We start from the raw sequence: 15232 nt of genomic DNA on the forward strand, positions 1-15232 counted from the left end.
AGCGCCCGCGTTCACCTTTGGCCCAAGCGCGTGCGCCATTGCGCGCGCAACTCTGCGCAGCAGGCCGGAAACATCTCGGTGATGGCAAGGCGCTCGGCCTCTGACGGGCGCCCCGCCAGCGCGCCGGTTTCGCCTTGGGCGCAAAGCCGCGCCACCTCATCCAGACCAAGGTTCAATGCCGCCCCTTTTAGAAAATGGAATTCTGCGGCAATAGCCTTCGGGCTGCTCGCCTGCGCAAGCCGCGCCAACCCCTCATCAACCTCGGATGTGAACAACTCCAGGACTTCGCCCAAGGCTTCGTCCCCGACTTCTTCGTGCAATTCGGATACTCTTGACCAATCTATCACGTCTGACCCCCAAAATACTGGCACCGGCCACACTGCGCCAAAGCCCCTAAAGATTCGTAAGGATGCCGCCGATTGACCCAACGTCGTGCATTTTCATCGGGTGTTAATTTGGTGGTGCCATGCTGGTGCGGCCCAGAACCTTTGCGGGCCCGAAACTATGGATGTGTGGCGTGGATACCAGTGTGACACCGCAAGAAGCTTCTGCAATCGCCGCAATCCGCGGCAAACATGCGCTGGTGGTCGATGACAGTGCGGCACAACGGCTTGTATTGGCGAAGAATCTGGAACGCTGGGGCTATCATGTTGTGCAGGCTGCCTCGGGGGACGCTGCCTTGCAACTTTGCGAAACGACCCGATTCGACCTGATTGTGTCGGACTGGATGATGCCGGGCATGAACGGGCTGGATTTCTGCCGCGCGTTTCGCGCGCGCGCGCAGGACCGTTATTCCTATTTTATCCTGTTGACCTCTAAAAACGACAAGAGCGCCGTGGCCGAAGGGTTGAATGTGGGCGCGGATGATTTTCTGTCCAAACCCGTATCCACGCCGGAATTGCGTGCGCGGATCTTCGCGGGCGAGCGTTTGCTGGCCATGGAACGGCAGGTCAAGGCCCGCAATGACGAATTGCACGCCGCTTTGCGCAAACTGCAAGCATTGTATGACGCGGTGGACCGCGACCTGATGGAAGCGCGCAAGCTGCAACAATCGCTGATTCGCGACCGGTTCCATGATTTCGGCGGCAGCCAACTTTCGCTGATGCTGCATTCCTCCGGCCATGTCGGCGGCGATATGGTCGGCACTTTCCCCATCAACGCGCAGCGCGTGGGGATTTATTCGCTCGACGTGTCGGGCCACGGTGTCGCCGCGGCACTGCTGGGCGCGCGAATCGGCGGGATGTTCGGCGGTGCCCAATCGCAGAATATTGCATTGTCGCGCAACCACATGACCGGCCAGATGGACGCTGTCGCACCGCATGACGTGGCGGCGCGGATGAATACACTTATGCTGCAAGAAATCGACACCGAAGCCTATCTGACAATCGCCTATGCCGATCTTGACCTGAGCACGGGACGGCTGTCGATGGTGCAGGCGGGCCATCCGCACCCGGTTATCCAGCGCCGCGACGGCGGGGTGGAATATCTGGGCGAAGGCGGTTTGCCCATCGGGCTTCTGGAAGAGGCGGAATATTCCAGCTTTGAAGCCGAATTGCGGCCCGGCGACCGGCTGTTCCTGTATTCGGATGGAATAACGGAATGCGCCAATGCTGCAGGTGATGAATTCGGCGAATCCGGCCTGAGTGACTTGTTCACAGAGCTGCGAAAACTGCGCGGCCTGTCTTTTCTGGACGCGCTTAAATGGGGGCTGGCCCAATGGTCCGGGCGCGACGAATTCGGGGATGACATCTCTGGCGCGCTTCTGGAATTCAGCGCCTACCGGCCAAGCGCACCGCCGAAGCAACGCTACTACCGGGGGCAGCCGATGAACGACTAAACCAGAGCCTTGCGAAAGAAGATGCGGTCGAACCCGTCCTGCTGTCGACGCCCGTTTTCCATGTAGCCCAGTGCGCCATACATAGCGATATTTTCGGTCATGGCCGCGTTTGTATAAAGTGTCACGGCGATTAGGCCCTTTTAGCGCGCAAGCTCTTCGACATGCGCGATCAGCCTTTTGCCAAGGCCTCGTCCGGCATGGTCCGGCCAGACCGCAACTGTGTCGAGGTGCATCTCCGCGCCCTCCGCACGGCAGATCGCATAGCCCAGAACGTTTCCGGCAGGGTCCAGCGCGACCGACACCTCGTTCAAACCGATATGCGCCGCGATATCGGCGTGCATGGGGGCCGGATCTTGCCCCATGCGCGGCACATAGCGGGCGAAAGCAGCGCGACCACACGCACGGATCGCATCGGCCTCGGCCATGGTCGCGCGCCGGATCACCGGGCCATCGCCGCCAGAAACGCGCGATCACCGTCATTGCCCAGCCGTTCCAGCGCCACGGGCAAGGGCAGCCATTCGGCACGGTGGCCCGGCTCTGTTGGCGGCCCGATACGGCGCAGCCCCTGCGCCAGATAGATCGTGCACAGCTTTTCGGCCCAAAGGTCGTAATCAGGCATGTAGCAAAACCGCCGGAACGCTCCCAGACGGCGCAGCGGTCGCACACGCCAGCCGGTTTCTTCCAAGACCTCGCGACGCAGGGTTTGGGGAGGGCTTTCACCCGGATCAATCCCGCCGCCGGGCAATTGCCAGTCATCCTCTGGCCATGCCTGATGGGTCAAAAGCACACGCGTGCCGCTGAGTATAATCGCATAGGCACCGTGACGGCGGGTATAATGCTGCCCCGGCACGCGCGCGTCACCGAATCTGCGGATCATCCTTGGCCCTTCCGAGTTGATTCCTATATGTGGGGGCGAGCCTAAGCGCGCCACGCGCGCAGCACCAGCAAGGATATCTACCATGAGCATCGGCGAACAAATCGCCTGGGACGACACGGTTTTGCCGTTCCAACTGGACAATAGCGACATTCGCGGCCGCGTCGCGCGACTGGATGGCGCGCTGGAAAAAGTGTTGGAAAAACATGCGTATCCACCGCTTGTCGAGGCGCTTGTCGCAGAAGCCACGCTGCTGACCGCGATCATCGGCCAGACCATCAAGCTACGTTGGAAACTATCGCTGCAAGTGCGCGGCGACGGGCCGGTCCGGCTGATCGCGACCGACTACTACGCACCCGACGAAGAAGGCGCGCCCGCGCGCATCCGTGCCTATGCCAGCTTCGACCCCGACCGTCTGGAACAGGGCGCGCAGGCGTTTAGCCAGATCGGCAAGGGCTATTTCGCCATTCTGATCGACCAGGGGCCGGACATGACGCCATATCAGGGGATCACACCCCTTGCGGGCCAAAGCCTGAGCGCCTGCGCCGAGACCTATTTCGCGCAATCAGAGCAATTGCCGACCCGGTTCGCGCTGTCCTTCGGGCGCGCTACCCTTCCCGGACAATCCCAAGCCTGGCGCGCGGGTGGCGTGATGTTGCAGCACATGCCTGGCAACTCTGACGCGCCTACACGCGACGCCGCCGAGCAGGCCGAAAACTGGAACCGCGCCAATATGCTGCTGGACACGGTCGAGGAATTGGAACTGATCGGCCCGCATGTCGGCCCGCCCGAACTGCTGGCCCGCCTGTTCCACGAGGAAGCGCCCCGCGTCTATGACCCGCAGGCGGTGCATTTCGGTTGTTCGTGTTCTGAGGATAAGGTGCGCAGCACGCTGTCCATATATTCGGCCAAGGATATTGCCACCATGACAACACCAGAGGGCACCGTCACGGCCGACTGCCAGTTTTGCGGTGCGCATTACGTCATGGACCCTGCCACGCTGGGCTTCGAGGGAAAGGATGGATGACCGCTTGCGCGCGGCCTTGGATCTGCCCGCCGAGGCATCGAGCGATTTCGATCTGAACCCGGCGCTGGCGCCCGACAACCCCGCGCGCAAGCTGCGCCCCGCCGCCGTGCTTATCGCGGTGGACGACGCGGGCGGTGTTGTCCTGACCAAACGCGCGTCGCACCTGCGTCACCACCCCGGTCAGATCGCCTTTCCCGGCGGGCGGCAGGATGCTGGCGACCCGGACTTGGCCGCCACCGCAATGCGGGAGGCGCGGGAGGAAATCGGGCTGGACCCGGCGCAAGTGCGTATTCTGGGCACACTGCCCACGCATGAAACCGTCACCGGCTTTCTGGTCACACCCTTCGTTGCCCGACTGGACGGGTCGTTCACCCCCCGCCCCGAACCGGGCGAGGTGGCTGAAGTGTTCCGCGTGCCGCTGGCCCATGTCACCGACCCCGCGCGCTTCGTGATCGAACGGCGTATCTGGCGCGGGCAATGGCGGCACTTTTATGCAATTCCATGGGGACCGTATTATACATGGGGGGCCAGCGCGCGGATTTTGCGCGGGCTGGCGGACCGGATGGCGCAATGCAAGTAAGTGGCGACTGGCTGGAGAACGACCGCACGCAATCGGTGCTGGGCCTGCTGACCGACGCGGGGCATCTGGCCTATGCGGTGGGCGGCTGTGTGCGGAATGCGGCGCTGGGCGAGGCCGTGACGGATGTGGACATCGCCACCTCTGCACTGCCCGAAACGGTGATCGACTTGGCCGAGGGCGCGGGCCTGCGCGCTGTGCCCACAGGCTTGGCGCATGGCACGGTCACACTCGTCGCGGGCGGCGAGGGGTTCGAAGTAACCACGTTTCGCCGCGACGTGGCGACCGACGGGCGGCATGCCGAAGTCGCCTTTTCCGACCGGATCGAGGACGACGCAGCGCGCCGGGATTTCACCATGAACGCGCTATATGCTGATGCGTCGGGGCAAGTGCTCGACCCGCTGGGCGGTGCGGCCGACTTGCACGCGCGGCGGTTGCGCTTTGTGGGCGATGCCGCCCAACGCATTGCCGAGGATTACCTGCGCATCCTGCGGTTCTTCCGGTTTCACGCGCAATATGGCGACCCTATGGGCGGGCTGGACCCCGACGGGCTGGGCGCCTGCGCCGAGGGCGCTGACGGGCTGACCCGACTATCTGCCGAGCGCGTGACCGCCGAATTGCGCAAGCTGCTGAGCGCCCATGACCCCGCGCCCTCGGTCGCGGCCATGGCGGCAACGGGCGTGCTGTCGCGCGTGCTCCCGGGGGCAGACGCGCGCGCACTCGGACCGCTTGTGCATCTGGAAGGGGCATGCGCCCCGCGCTGGCTGCGCCGGCTTGTGGTCTTGGGCGGCGCCACACATGCTTTGCGGCTGACAAAGGCGGAATCACGCGACCTGACCCGCCTGCGCGACGCATTGAGCGACATGGCCGGACCTGCCCTGTTGGGCTACCGGCTTGGCGATAGCTTGGGCGCAGATGCGGTGCTTGCCCGCGCGGCAAGCTTCGAGCAGCCCTTGCCAGAGCTTTGGCAAACCGAAATCACACGCGGCGCAGATGCCCGTTTTCCGGTGCGCGCCGCCGACTTGCCAGAGATGGAAGGCGCTGCACTCGGGCAACGGCTGAAAACGCTGGAAGCGCGCTGGATCGCGTCAGATTTCAAGCTGTCACGCGCCGACTTGCTGGGCTGACTGGCGCGCACGCCCTGAACGCCCTATGTCCTGCTGCAAAGGACAGGCCAAATGTTGCAGAAAACCGACCCCTCCAATCGTCCGACCCTTGCCTTTCGGCTGGCCGGGCTGATCGACGGCTTTGCCCATGCGGATGGGCCGCCGCCGCAAACGCTGTTGCGGTTCATGCTATGGTCGGTGAAAGGGTCTTGGCCCGTGCTGCTGCTGGCCACCGTGATTTCCGCCATTGTCGGGTCGACAGAGGTGATCTCCGCGTTGCTGCTGGGCCAGATCATTGACGCCGCGGTCGAGACTGGCGCGCAGAATTTTATTGCAACGCATGGCTGGCTGATTGCCGGGTTCGTGCTGTTCTTCATGGCGGTGCGGCCCCTCGCCTTTGGCATATCCTCTGCGGCCAACAGCATTGTGGTGCAGCCCAATATCTTTGTTCTGGTGCAATCGCGGCTGAACCGCTGGACGCTGGGCCAGCCTGTCACCTTCTTCGACAACGATTTCGCAGGCCGGATTGCGCAAAAGCAGGTTCAAACCGCGCGCGCGCTGACCGATGTGGCGAATGAGACCATCAACACGATGGCCTTTGCACTGTCGTCGATCATCGGGTCGGTTGTGCTGCTGTTCACCATAGACGCACGGATGGCGCTGGCGCTGGCCGTGTGGCTGGTCGGCTATCTGTGGCTGATCCGCCATTTCCTACCGCAGGTGCGAGAGCGCGCAGGCCAGCGCGCGGGCGCACGCGCACGCGTCAGCGGGCAGGTGGTGGACACAATCAGCAACATCAAAACGGTCAAACTGTTCGCCCATGCCGATTTCGAGGATCGCGCCGCGCTAAATGCCATGGGTGTGTTCCGCGACCGCTCGGTCGAGTTCGGCGAGGTGCAGGCGTGGTTTCGCTTTGCGTTGATGACGGTTGCTGGCATTCTGCCGGTGCTCCTGATCGGCGGTACGCTTTGGCTGTGGTCGCTGGGCATGGCCAGCACCGGCGATATTGCCGCCGCGGGCGCGGTGGCCATTCGCATTGCCCAAATGACAGGCTGGGTCAGTTTCGTGCTGATGGCGATCTATTCGAACATTGGCGAGATCGAGGACGGCATGCGCACCCTGACGCCGCGCCCCAACCTGACCGACGCTGAGGGCGCGCTCGAGATCGGGCGCGCCAACGGGGCGGTCGCGTTCGAGGGCGTGGGATTTGCTTACGGTCGCGACGCGGGCGGTGTAGACCGGCTGTCGCTATCCATTGCCCAAGGCGAGAAGATCGGGATCGTGGGCGCATCGGGTGCCGGAAAGTCAACACTCGTGGCGCTGTTGATGCGTCTGTATGACGTGGAAGCGGGGCGCATCACGCTGGACGGGCGCGATATTCGCGACATCACGCAAGAAAGCCTGCGCCGCAACATCGCGATGGTCACGCAGGAAACGGCTATGTTCAACCGCTCTGCGCTGGACAATATCCGCTATGGTCGCCCCGATGCCACCCGCGCCGAGATTGAAGCCGCCGCGAAAGCTGCCGAAGCACATGAGTTCATCAAGGATTTGCAGGACCATGAAGGGCGTCGCGGCTATGATGCGCAACTGGGCGAGCGCGGCGTGCGCCTGTCGGGCGGGCAACGCCAACGCATCGCACTGGCGCGGGCTTTCCTGAAAGATGCGCCGGTACTGGTGCTGGACGAGGCAACCTCGGCGCTCGATTCAGAGGTCGAGGCCGCGGTGCAGGACGCGCTGCAACCGCTGATGCGGGGCAAGACCGTGCTGGCGATTGCCCACCGCCTGAGCACAATCGCGCAGCTTGACCGGATTGTGGTGCTTGACGCGGGCCGCATCCTTGAGCAAGGAACCCATGAACAGCTTTTGGCCAAGGGCGGCACTTACGCGCGCTTCTGGGCACGGCAATCTGGTGGGTTTCTGGGCACGGATGAGACATCTGAACACGCATAGGGCCGCGACATGGGCCTGACCATCACACGCCTTGGCCATCATGGCGACGGGGTCGCTGATGGCCCCGTCTTTGTGCCGCGCACCCTGCCGGGCGAAGTGGTCGAGGGTGAGGTGACGGGCGACCGCATGGCCGCCCCGCGTATCCTGACGCCATCGCCCGAGCGCATCGCCGCCCCCTGCCCGCAGTACAAGGCTTGCGGCGGCTGCGCATTGCAACATGCGCGCGAAGCGTTCGTGACCGATTGGAAAGAGGGCGTGATCCGGCAGGCACTGGCCGCGCAGGGGTTGGAAGCGCCCTTCCACCCGCCGCATATATCCCCCAAGGGAGCGCGGCGCAGGGCCACATTTTCGGGGCGGCGTCTGAAAAAGGGCGCGCTGGTGGGGTTCCACGCGCGCGCGTCTGACACGGTGGCATCTGTGCCCGATTGCCTGATCCTGCGACCGGACCTGACCGCTGCATTGCCAGTGTTGGAAGAGCTGGTGATAATCGCGGGCTCTCGGAAGGGCGAAATGGCCCTGTCGCTGACGACGTCCGAGCCGGGATTGGACCTGTCCGTCACGGGTGGAAAACCGCTGGACGGGCCGTTGCAAGCCACGCTAGGCCAATGGGCGGGCGCGAACGGGCTCGCGCGGCTGGCATGGGAGGGCGAGGTTATCGCCCAATCCGCCCCGCCCGCGCAGAGCTTCGGGCGGGCGCGGGTCACACCACCGCCGGGCGCATTCTTGCAAGCGACCGCCGAGGGGCAATCCGCCCTGCAATCTGCGGTGGCCAAGGCCGTGGGCGACGCCCCGCGCGTGGCCGACCTGTTCGCGGGCTGCGGCACATTCGCCCTGCCCCTGGCAGAACGTGCCGAGGTTCACGCGGTGGAAAGCCTGCGCGACATGCTGGCGGCCCTGGACCACGGCTGGCGGCATGCAAGCGGGCTCAAGCGCCTAACACATGAGACACGCGACCTGTTCCGCAACCCGCTCTTGCCCGAAGACCTGGCGCGGTTCGACGCGGTCGTCATTGACCCGCCCCGCGCGGGCGCAGAGGCCCAAGCCCATGCGCTTGCCGAGAGCACGGTTGCGCGCATCGCGGCAGTCTCTTGCAACCCCGTGACCTTTGCCCGGGATGCAAAGATACTCTTGCAAGGCGGATACCGGCTGGAATGGGTGCAAATGATAGACCAATTCCGGTTTAGCCCGCATGTGGAGCTTGCAGCCGCCTTCGCCAGATAACATATCTGCGCAAACTGCCAGACCAAAAGGGATACCCATGCTCAGCCGCGCCAATGTCGCCACCTTTCTGGACCAGTCTTGGGTGCGCAATGGCGTGATCGGGGTTATCCTGTTCAATGCCGTTCTGCTGGGGATGGAAACTTCGCAGCCCCTGATGGCCGCCATCGGCCCGTTCATCCTGACGCTGGACAAGATTTGTCTGGGCATTTTCGTGCTGGAACTGGCGCTGAAACTGTACGCCTATCGCGGCCAGTTCTGGCGGTCCGGCTGGAATATCTTTGATTTCATCATCATCGGCATTGCGCTGATGCCAGCAACCCAGGGCTTCAGCGTGTTGCGCGCGTTGCGTATCTTGCGTCTGCTGCGTGTGGTGTCCGTCAGCCCCAACCTGCGCCGCGTGGTCGAAGGTTTCATCACCGCGCTGCCCGGCATGGGATCGGTTTTCCTGCTGATGGGGATGATTTTCTACATCGGCGCGGTTATGGCCACCAAGCTTTTCCAGAGCAGTTTTCCGCAGTGGTTCGGTGATCTGGGCAATTCGGCCTATTCGCTGTTCCAGATCATGACGCTGGAATCGTGGTCCATGGGGATCGTGCGGCCCGTGATGGAAGTGTATCCTTATGCTTGGCTGTTCTTCGTGCCGTTCATCATGGTCACGACATTCGCCGTGGTGAACCTGCTGGTCGGTCTGATCGTGAATTCGATGCAGGACGCCCACGCAGCCGAATCCAACAAAGCCACCGACGAATACCGCGACGAGGTGCTGACCCGCCTGCGCGAGATTGAAAAGAAACTGGAAGAACGCGACGGATGACGCGGACGTGAGCGGCGTGCCAGCTTGGCAGGTCATACGCTTTCGGGCATAGTGGCGAAAAAATCCAGAGGCTTTGATGCAGCTTTTTCGCCTGTTGTTGCCCGTGGCGCTGCTTGCGGTTCTGAGTGCCTGCGCACCCAGCAAGTTCCGAACTTATGACGGGCCAGAGGTGACGCGCGTGGTCGTCTACAAGGCAGAGCGCCGGATGGACCTGCTGCATTTCGGCACGGTGCTGAAAAGCTACCGCGTGCAACTGGGCGGCGATCCGTTCGACCACAAGGAACGCGAAGGCGACAATCGCACCCCCGAAGGCGATTACATCATTGACCGGCGCAATCCCAACAGCGCGTTCCATCTCTCGATCGGTATTGATTACCCAAACGAGGATGACCGCGCGCATGCCGAGGCCAATGGCTGGCAACCGGGGGGCGATATTTTCATCCACGGGCGCGGGCCACGATTTCAGCGCGCGCGGGGCGACTGGACAAACGGATGCATTGCCGTGACCGACCGGCAAATGGAAGACATCTACGCCATGGTCCGCAACGGCACGCCGATCAGGATTTTCGCGTCGAAACCGCAAGACACCGGCGGCACGGCGCCGCTTGCGACCGGCGTCGCCGTGCTTGTGCCGGGGCCCGATAGCCCCCGGCCTAGGCCGTCCCCCGTCCGTGTGGTGCGCTAAAGTCCGGGTTTGGGTTGATCGGCACAATGCGGTGCGGGTTAATCGTCTCGTGGCTGTAATGGTAGTGGCGCACGATATGATCAAACTGCACGGTCTGCGCCACGCCGGGGTGCTGGTATAGCGCGCGCGTATAGGCCCAAAGGTTGGGGTAATCCACGATCCGCGCACGGTTGCATTTGAAATGCGTGTGATACACCAGATCGAAGCGCACCAGCGTGGTGAACAGACGCCAGTCGGCCTCTGTCAGACGGTCGCCCGCAAGGTAGGTCTGGCGCGACAGCCGCTCTTCCAGCCAATCAAGCGTGTCGAACAGCGGGTAGACCGCGTCCTCATAGGCCGCTTGCGTGCTGGCAAAGCCGGATTTGTAGACCCCGTTGTTCAGCGTATCGTAGATGCGCGCGTTGACCGTGTCTATCTCGAGGCGCAGATCGGCGGGGTAATAGTCGTCGGTATTGCCGGTCAGGTCGTTGAACGCCGTGTTCAACATGCGGATGATTTCCGAGGATTCGTTCGACACGATCTTGCCTTGGGCCTTGTCCCACAAGACCGGCACCGTCGCGCGCCCGGACACCTTTGGGTCAGCGCGGATATAAATGTCGCGGATGTGGCTGCTTCCGAATAGCCGGTCGCCGGTTGCGCCGGGAAAGTCGGTTGCAAAGCTCCAGCCGTCGTCCAGCATGTCCGGGTGGACAGCGGACACGTCGATCAGGTCATCCAGCCCCTTCAGCGCGCGAAAGATCAGCGCCCGGTGCGCCCACGGGCAGGCATAGGACACATACAGATGATAGCGCCCTGCTTCGGCCTTGAAGCCACCCTCTCCCGTTGGCCCGGCACTGCCATCCGCCGTGATCCAGTTGCGAAACCGCGAGGTGTCGCGCTGGAACGCACCCCCTGTTTTCTTGGTATCATACCATTGGTCTGACCATTTTCCATCAATCAGAACGCCCATGTTGTGCTCCTTTTCCTGTTGAGCAACAGCTAAGGAGGATCCCTGTGCAAACCAACCTGCATTACCGCGCAAGACCTGTGCGCAGCGCGGCGGACAGCTTCACGCGAGCGTGACAAGACTTTTCATCTGCGGCGTTATGTCCATTCCTATAACCAACAGAGGAGCGACATTATGACCGACTTCACACGCCGCAGCCTGATCGCCGCCGGGGCCGCCTTGCCCTTGGCAAGCCTTGGCTCCATCAACCCAGCCCGTGCCGAAGCGCCGATGATGGGTGCCAGTTTTGCCCGCCACCGCCGGTTCATGATTGGCGGGTTCGAGGTGACGACCATTCTGGGCGGCACCACCCCACGCGAAAATCCGCAAGGGATATTCGGGATGAACGCGACGCCCGAGGAATTCGCCGAAGTCAGCCGCGCGAATTTCCTGTCGACCGACGTGTCGCAGTTCTTCTTTACGCCCACAGTGGTCAATACCGGGGCGGAACTGGTGTTGTTCGACACCGGCCTGAATGCAGCGGCAACCACCGAGGCACTGGCCAGCGCGGGCTACACGCCAGAGCAAATCGACATCGTGGTGCTGACACACATGCATGGCGACCATATTGGCGGCATGATGAACGACGGCGCACCCACCTTTGCCAATGCGCGGTATGTCACCGGGCAAGCGGAATTCGACCATTGGGCCACGGCGGGCAGTGACGGATTTGACGCCAATGTGCGCCCGATGGCCGATAAGATGACGTTTCTGGGTGACGGGCAAGACATGGTGACGGGGATAACCGGCATGGCCGCTTTCGGCCATACGCCGGGCCACATGGTGTACCGACTGGAGAGTGAGGGCGCGGGTCTGGTGATCTTTGCAGACCTTGCCAACCACCCTGTCTGGTCGTTGGCGCGCCCCGATTGGGAAGTGCGCTTCGATGCCGACAAGGCGCAGGCCGCCGAAAGCCGCCGCCGCGTGCTGGGCATGATTGCCGCCGACCGTGTTCCGGCGGTGGGCTATCACATGCCCTTCCCCGCGCTGGGATATGTTGATAGCGGCACCGATGGCGCAGAGTTCCATTGGGTGCCCGAAGCGGGCCAGTTGATGGGCTGAGGCCACTGCTGCCGCAAGGAAACCAGCCCCGGCCCTGAGCCGGGGCCTCTTGGTCAAAGGGTCTTTCGGCCAGAGGCCCCGGCTCAGGGCCGGGGCGCGCCACGCCTTGTGGCATGGCCTATTGCAAATCACCAAAGGCGCGCTGCAACCGCGCCACGGCATCTTCGATCACCGCACGCGGCGCACCAAGATTGAACCGCAGGTAGTTTGCGCCGCCGGTGCCGAATGTCGGGCCATGATTGGCGACGATCTGCGCGTTGTCTTGAACCCTTGAGGTGAATTCGGCCATGTCCATGCCGGTGCCGGAGAAATCGACCCAAGCCAGATAGGTGGATTGCAACGGCATCGACCGAAGGCCGGGAATGGCATTCACGCCCGCGTCGAACAGCCTGCGGTTTTCCTCCAGATAGGCCACCAGCGCATCGACCCACGCGGCCCCGTCCGGGGAATAGGCCGCGGTCACGGCATGAAAGCCGAAGCTGTTGCCGGATATCCCCAAAGCGCCAAGGGTGGCCTTGAACTGCGTGCGCAGGCGGTCGTCAGGGATGATCACCTGCCCGCAATGCGTGCCCGCGATGTTGAACGTCTTCGACGGCGCGGTCAGCATGACAACACGGTCCATATGCTCGGGCGCGGCAAGCGGCATGACCGTGTGTTTGTGCCCCGGCATGACGAGATCGTGGTGAATTTCGTCCGAGATCAGCAGCAGATCATGCCGCGCGCAGAACTCGGCCACTGCGCGCAACTCGTCCGCCGTCCAGACGCGGCCGCCGGGATTGTGCGGCGAACACAGCATGACCATGCGCGTGCTGTCATCGACCAGCTTGTCGGCTGCGTCCAGATCCATCTGGTAGGCACCCGCATCCTCGACCAGCGGGCATTCCAACACACGGCGTCCGGCCGCGTGGATAACCCGCGCAAAGGCGTGGTAGACTGGTGTGAACAGCATCACCCCGTCGCCCGGCGCGGTCCATGTCTGCAAGCACAGGCCCACCGCGTTGACCAAGCCATGCGTGGTCGAGATATGCGCGGGGTCCACCTGCCAGCCGTGGCGATGTTCCATCCACCAGCAGATCGCGGCGCGGTAAGCGGCATCATCTCCGAAATACCCGTAAACCCCGTGGTCGAGCACTTTTTGCAGCGCATCCTGAACCACTTGCGGGGGCCTGAAATCCATGTCAGCGACCCACATCGCCAAGCCGTCGTCGGGGGATACGCCGTAAAGCGGCTCCATCATGTCCCACTTGGAACAATGCGTGCCGCGCCGGTCGATGACCTCGTCGAAATTCATGTGCTGCCTCCGTTTTCGGCACTCTCAGGCGGAGGCGGGAAAGGGTCAAGCGCGAAAAGCTCTGACACCGGGCAGTCCAAAGCCCGCGCCAGTTTCAGCGCCAGAACGGTCGAGGGGATGAAGACCCGGTTTTCCACCGTGTTGATCGTCTTGCGGCTGACGCCCGCAGCATTGGCCAGATCGGCCTGTGTCACACCTCGCAGCGCACGCATGTCTTTCAGACGGTTATAGAGCTGATCTTCACTCATCCGCGCCACGTTCCTGCCACCACATGGCTGCGTGATAGCTGGCTTCGTGCAGCGCAAGCGCTACAAACAGCCCCAGCCCCAACTCTAGTGCCGCAATTTGACCAAGATGCACAAGCGCCAACGCACAGACGCCAAGAACCAGCACGCGCTGCGCGATATGGGCGGCATGGCGCTGGGAGTGTCGGTAGCGCTCGTCGCCTGACAGACGAAAAGCTGTGCCCAGACCACCGGTCAGGGCCAGCACAAGCGTGATCGCAATATAGAGATAGGCCATGTTCAGGGCGGCCCCCTGCGTGCCATCGAAATACCAGAACGCCGTGGCCACCAGAAAGACCAGCGGAAAGGATGCGGCCCAGGCGTGATTGCGTGCCGTATATTCTTGTAAAGTGCCCTTCGCCAAAAGCTTGCCCCAAAGGCCACCTGCGAACGCCGAGACAATCAAAACGACACGCATATCGGCCTGTTTCATAAGCGCGGTAATGGCCGCACCAGTTGCGATAATGGCGCAGGCCGCGATCAGGTAGCGGCGCATCATACCCCGCCCCCGTCGCGTTCCTGCCACCACATCACGCCCGTAACCGCAACGCCAACGCCCAACAGGACCAATCCCACACCCAGCCAAAGCGGAATGATGATTAGGCCCGACAGGTCTAGAATGATCATGACAGCGCCTAGAACGGTCAAGGCGTGCAGCCCCGCCTCTCGGGCGCGAATCTGGTTTTGGCGGTAGCGCCCGTCGCCCTCTGACAGGGCCCGGCTTTTCAGCCCGGGCACAAGAACCCCGGCGCCAACAGTGGTGGCGCAGGTTATTAGCGCCCCCGACCATAGCGCGGGCCAGATCGTCGCGCAGAGCAGAAGAACGCTACCACCAAGTGCCGTCAACAGAAGTAAGAAACCGTGGTTTGGTTCCGCTGGTAGCTGTCCTTTGCGCTGTTGCCATTGCAGCAGCGCATCGGTCTGAAACAGGATCGCCAGCCCAAGGAGGCAGTGGAACAGGAAGCGATCCGGCAGCGCATTGGCAAAGTGGCCTGCCCAGATTTCGGCGGTTACACAAAGGACATAGCACAACAGCGCCAGCGCGATGCTGCGGGTTTCGGGTGAAAGGCGTCTACTGCGCGTGAGCATGTTCAAAGGCCCCTGATCAATCCGCGTGGCCGCGCAAAACCGATGACAGGAAATGCACCGACGGAGCAATGCCCAGAACCGGCCCCATCCAGTAAAAGGCGACCTCTGCCGAGATGCCGCCCGCCAAGACAAAGATGAGCAGCACAAGAAAAACCGCAAGGGTTGCCCAATAGCCAAAGACAAGGCTCGCGTTATGCGCGGACATGTTCATTTCGTCCCATGCCACTTCTGCTGCCGCAGGATAGGCCAGATGCACGATGAAAGAGAGCGCGGACAAACCGATCATGGTGCCACCGATAATCGTGGCCCGGGTCAGGCCAGACGGCCCGATGCCGGTAAATCCACTGGCGATGGATGCGCCCACAAGGATGATCGCCGTTGCCATCATGACAAATCGCGTTGCGGTGACGAGGTTGAAGGACATATT

General features: G+C 62.7%; 19 protein-coding genes. 9 read left to right on the plus strand and 10 right to left on the minus strand.

Annotation, left to right across the window (positions count from 1 at the left end):
* Positions 1–11: 11 nt before the first annotated feature.
* Positions 12–347, minus strand: a complete 336-nt coding sequence (locus ROE7235_RS07285) for an Hpt domain-containing protein (RefSeq protein ID WP_183073384.1) — start codon at positions 345–347, stop codon at positions 12–14.
* 170 nt (positions 348–517) lie between these two features.
* Here ROE7235_RS07285 and ROE7235_RS07290 point away from each other — a divergent pair, with 170 nt between their 5' ends.
* Positions 518–1837: a PP2C family protein-serine/threonine phosphatase gene (locus ROE7235_RS07290; protein WP_245963902.1), complete on the plus strand. Its 1320-nt coding sequence runs from the start codon at positions 518–520 to the stop codon at positions 1835–1837.
* Here the strand turns inward: ROE7235_RS07290 and ROE7235_RS20800 are convergent.
* Genes ROE7235_RS20800 through ROE7235_RS07300 form a run of 3 tightly spaced genes read right to left on the minus strand, consistent with a single transcriptional unit; the run spans position 1834 to position 2714 of the window.
* Positions 1834–1962 carry a hypothetical protein gene (locus tag ROE7235_RS20800; RefSeq protein WP_281272827.1) on the minus strand — a complete coding sequence of 43 codons (129 nt, stop codon included), beginning with the start codon at positions 1960–1962 and terminating at the stop codon, positions 1834–1836. The two genes, ROE7235_RS07290 and ROE7235_RS20800, sit on opposite strands and share 4 nt — an antisense overlap.
* A gap of 15 nt (positions 1963–1977) precedes the next feature.
* Positions 1978–2280 (minus strand): GNAT family N-acetyltransferase, encoded by a 303-nt coding sequence (locus tag ROE7235_RS07295; RefSeq protein ID WP_245963903.1) that lies wholly within the window; start codon positions 2278–2280, stop codon positions 1978–1980.
* The gene (locus tag ROE7235_RS07300) at positions 2277–2714 is read right to left on the minus strand and encodes an NUDIX hydrolase (RefSeq protein WP_121094141.1); all 438 of its coding nucleotides are present in this window, start codon (positions 2712–2714) and stop codon (positions 2277–2279) included. The genes ROE7235_RS07295 and ROE7235_RS07300 overlap by 4 nt, the downstream gene beginning before the upstream one ends.
* A gap of 82 nt (positions 2715–2796) precedes the next feature.
* On the opposite strand from ROE7235_RS07300, the gene hslO reads away from it, so the two are divergent.
* From hslO to ROE7235_RS07335, 7 genes are all read left to right on the plus strand, one after another.
* A complete protein-coding gene (gene hslO / locus ROE7235_RS07305; protein ID WP_121094143.1) occupies positions 2797–3738 on the plus strand; it encodes an Hsp33 family molecular chaperone HslO in 942 nt (313 codons plus the stop codon).
* Positions 3731–4318 carry a CoA pyrophosphatase gene (locus ROE7235_RS07310; RefSeq protein WP_121094145.1) on the plus strand — a complete coding sequence of 196 codons (588 nt, stop codon included), beginning with the start codon at positions 3731–3733 and terminating at the stop codon, positions 4316–4318. Before hslO ends, ROE7235_RS07310 begins: the two co-directional genes overlap by 8 nt.
* The gene (locus ROE7235_RS07315) at positions 4309–5442 is read left to right on the plus strand and encodes a CCA tRNA nucleotidyltransferase (protein WP_121094315.1); all 1134 of its coding nucleotides are present in this window, start codon (positions 4309–4311) and stop codon (positions 5440–5442) included. Before ROE7235_RS07310 ends, ROE7235_RS07315 begins: the two co-directional genes overlap by 10 nt.
* A 51-nt stretch (positions 5443–5493) precedes the next feature.
* A complete protein-coding gene (locus tag ROE7235_RS07320; protein ID WP_121094147.1) occupies positions 5494–7374 on the plus strand; it encodes an ABC transporter ATP-binding protein in 1881 nt (626 codons plus the stop codon).
* Positions 7375–7383: 9 nt separating this feature from the next.
* On the plus strand, positions 7384–8595 hold the full coding sequence (locus ROE7235_RS07325) for a class I SAM-dependent RNA methyltransferase (RefSeq protein ID WP_121094149.1): 1212 nt from the start codon (positions 7384–7386) through the stop codon (positions 8593–8595).
* A 37-nt stretch (positions 8596–8632) separates the two neighbouring features.
* Positions 8633–9409 carry an ion transporter gene (locus ROE7235_RS07330; RefSeq protein ID WP_121094151.1) on the plus strand — a complete coding sequence of 259 codons (777 nt, stop codon included), beginning with the start codon at positions 8633–8635 and terminating at the stop codon, positions 9407–9409.
* A gap of 76 nt (positions 9410–9485) precedes the next feature.
* On the plus strand, positions 9486–10094 hold the full coding sequence (locus ROE7235_RS07335; RefSeq protein WP_121094153.1) for a L,D-transpeptidase family protein: 609 nt from the start codon (positions 9486–9488) through the stop codon (positions 10092–10094).
* Here the strand turns inward: ROE7235_RS07335 and ROE7235_RS07340 are convergent.
* Positions 10063–11043: a glutathione S-transferase family protein gene (locus ROE7235_RS07340; RefSeq protein ID WP_121094155.1), complete on the minus strand. Its 981-nt coding sequence runs from the start codon at positions 11041–11043 to the stop codon at positions 10063–10065. The genes ROE7235_RS07335 and ROE7235_RS07340 overlap by 32 nt on opposite strands.
* Positions 11044–11214: 171 nt before the next feature.
* Here ROE7235_RS07340 and ROE7235_RS07345 point away from each other — a divergent pair, with 171 nt between their 5' ends.
* Entirely contained in the window at positions 11215–12141 is a 927-nt protein-coding gene (locus tag ROE7235_RS07345) for an MBL fold metallo-hydrolase (protein WP_121094157.1), read from the plus strand.
* Positions 12142–12259: 118 nt separating this feature from the next.
* Here ROE7235_RS07345 and ROE7235_RS07350 read toward each other — a convergent pair whose 3' ends face one another.
* Genes ROE7235_RS07350 through ROE7235_RS07370 form a run of 5 tightly spaced genes read right to left on the minus strand, consistent with a single transcriptional unit; the run spans position 12260 to position 15229 of the window.
* Positions 12260–13432 carry a MalY/PatB family protein gene (locus ROE7235_RS07350; protein WP_121094159.1) on the minus strand — a complete coding sequence of 391 codons (1173 nt, stop codon included), beginning with the start codon at positions 13430–13432 and terminating at the stop codon, positions 12260–12262.
* The gene (locus ROE7235_RS07355; RefSeq protein ID WP_121094161.1) at positions 13429–13680 is read right to left on the minus strand and encodes a helix-turn-helix transcriptional regulator; all 252 of its coding nucleotides are present in this window, start codon (positions 13678–13680) and stop codon (positions 13429–13431) included. Before ROE7235_RS07355 ends, ROE7235_RS07350 begins: the two co-directional genes overlap by 4 nt.
* The gene (locus ROE7235_RS07360; RefSeq protein WP_121094163.1) at positions 13673–14215 is read right to left on the minus strand and encodes a hypothetical protein; all 543 of its coding nucleotides are present in this window, start codon (positions 14213–14215) and stop codon (positions 13673–13675) included. Before ROE7235_RS07360 ends, ROE7235_RS07355 begins: the two co-directional genes overlap by 8 nt.
* A complete protein-coding gene (locus ROE7235_RS07365) occupies positions 14212–14805 on the minus strand; it encodes a hypothetical protein (RefSeq protein WP_121094165.1) in 594 nt (197 codons plus the stop codon). The genes ROE7235_RS07360 and ROE7235_RS07365 overlap by 4 nt, the downstream gene beginning before the upstream one ends.
* 16 nt (positions 14806–14821) lie before the next feature.
* Positions 14822–15229, minus strand: coding sequence for a hypothetical protein (locus tag ROE7235_RS07370; protein ID WP_121094167.1), 408 nt, complete (start codon positions 15227–15229; stop codon positions 14822–14824).
* Between the last annotated feature and the right edge of the window lie 3 nt (positions 15230–15232).

It is taken from the genome of Roseinatronobacter ekhonensis, from assembly GCF_900499075.1.
GTDB classification, from domain to species: domain Bacteria; phylum Pseudomonadota; class Alphaproteobacteria; order Rhodobacterales; family Rhodobacteraceae; genus Roseinatronobacter; species Roseinatronobacter ekhonensis.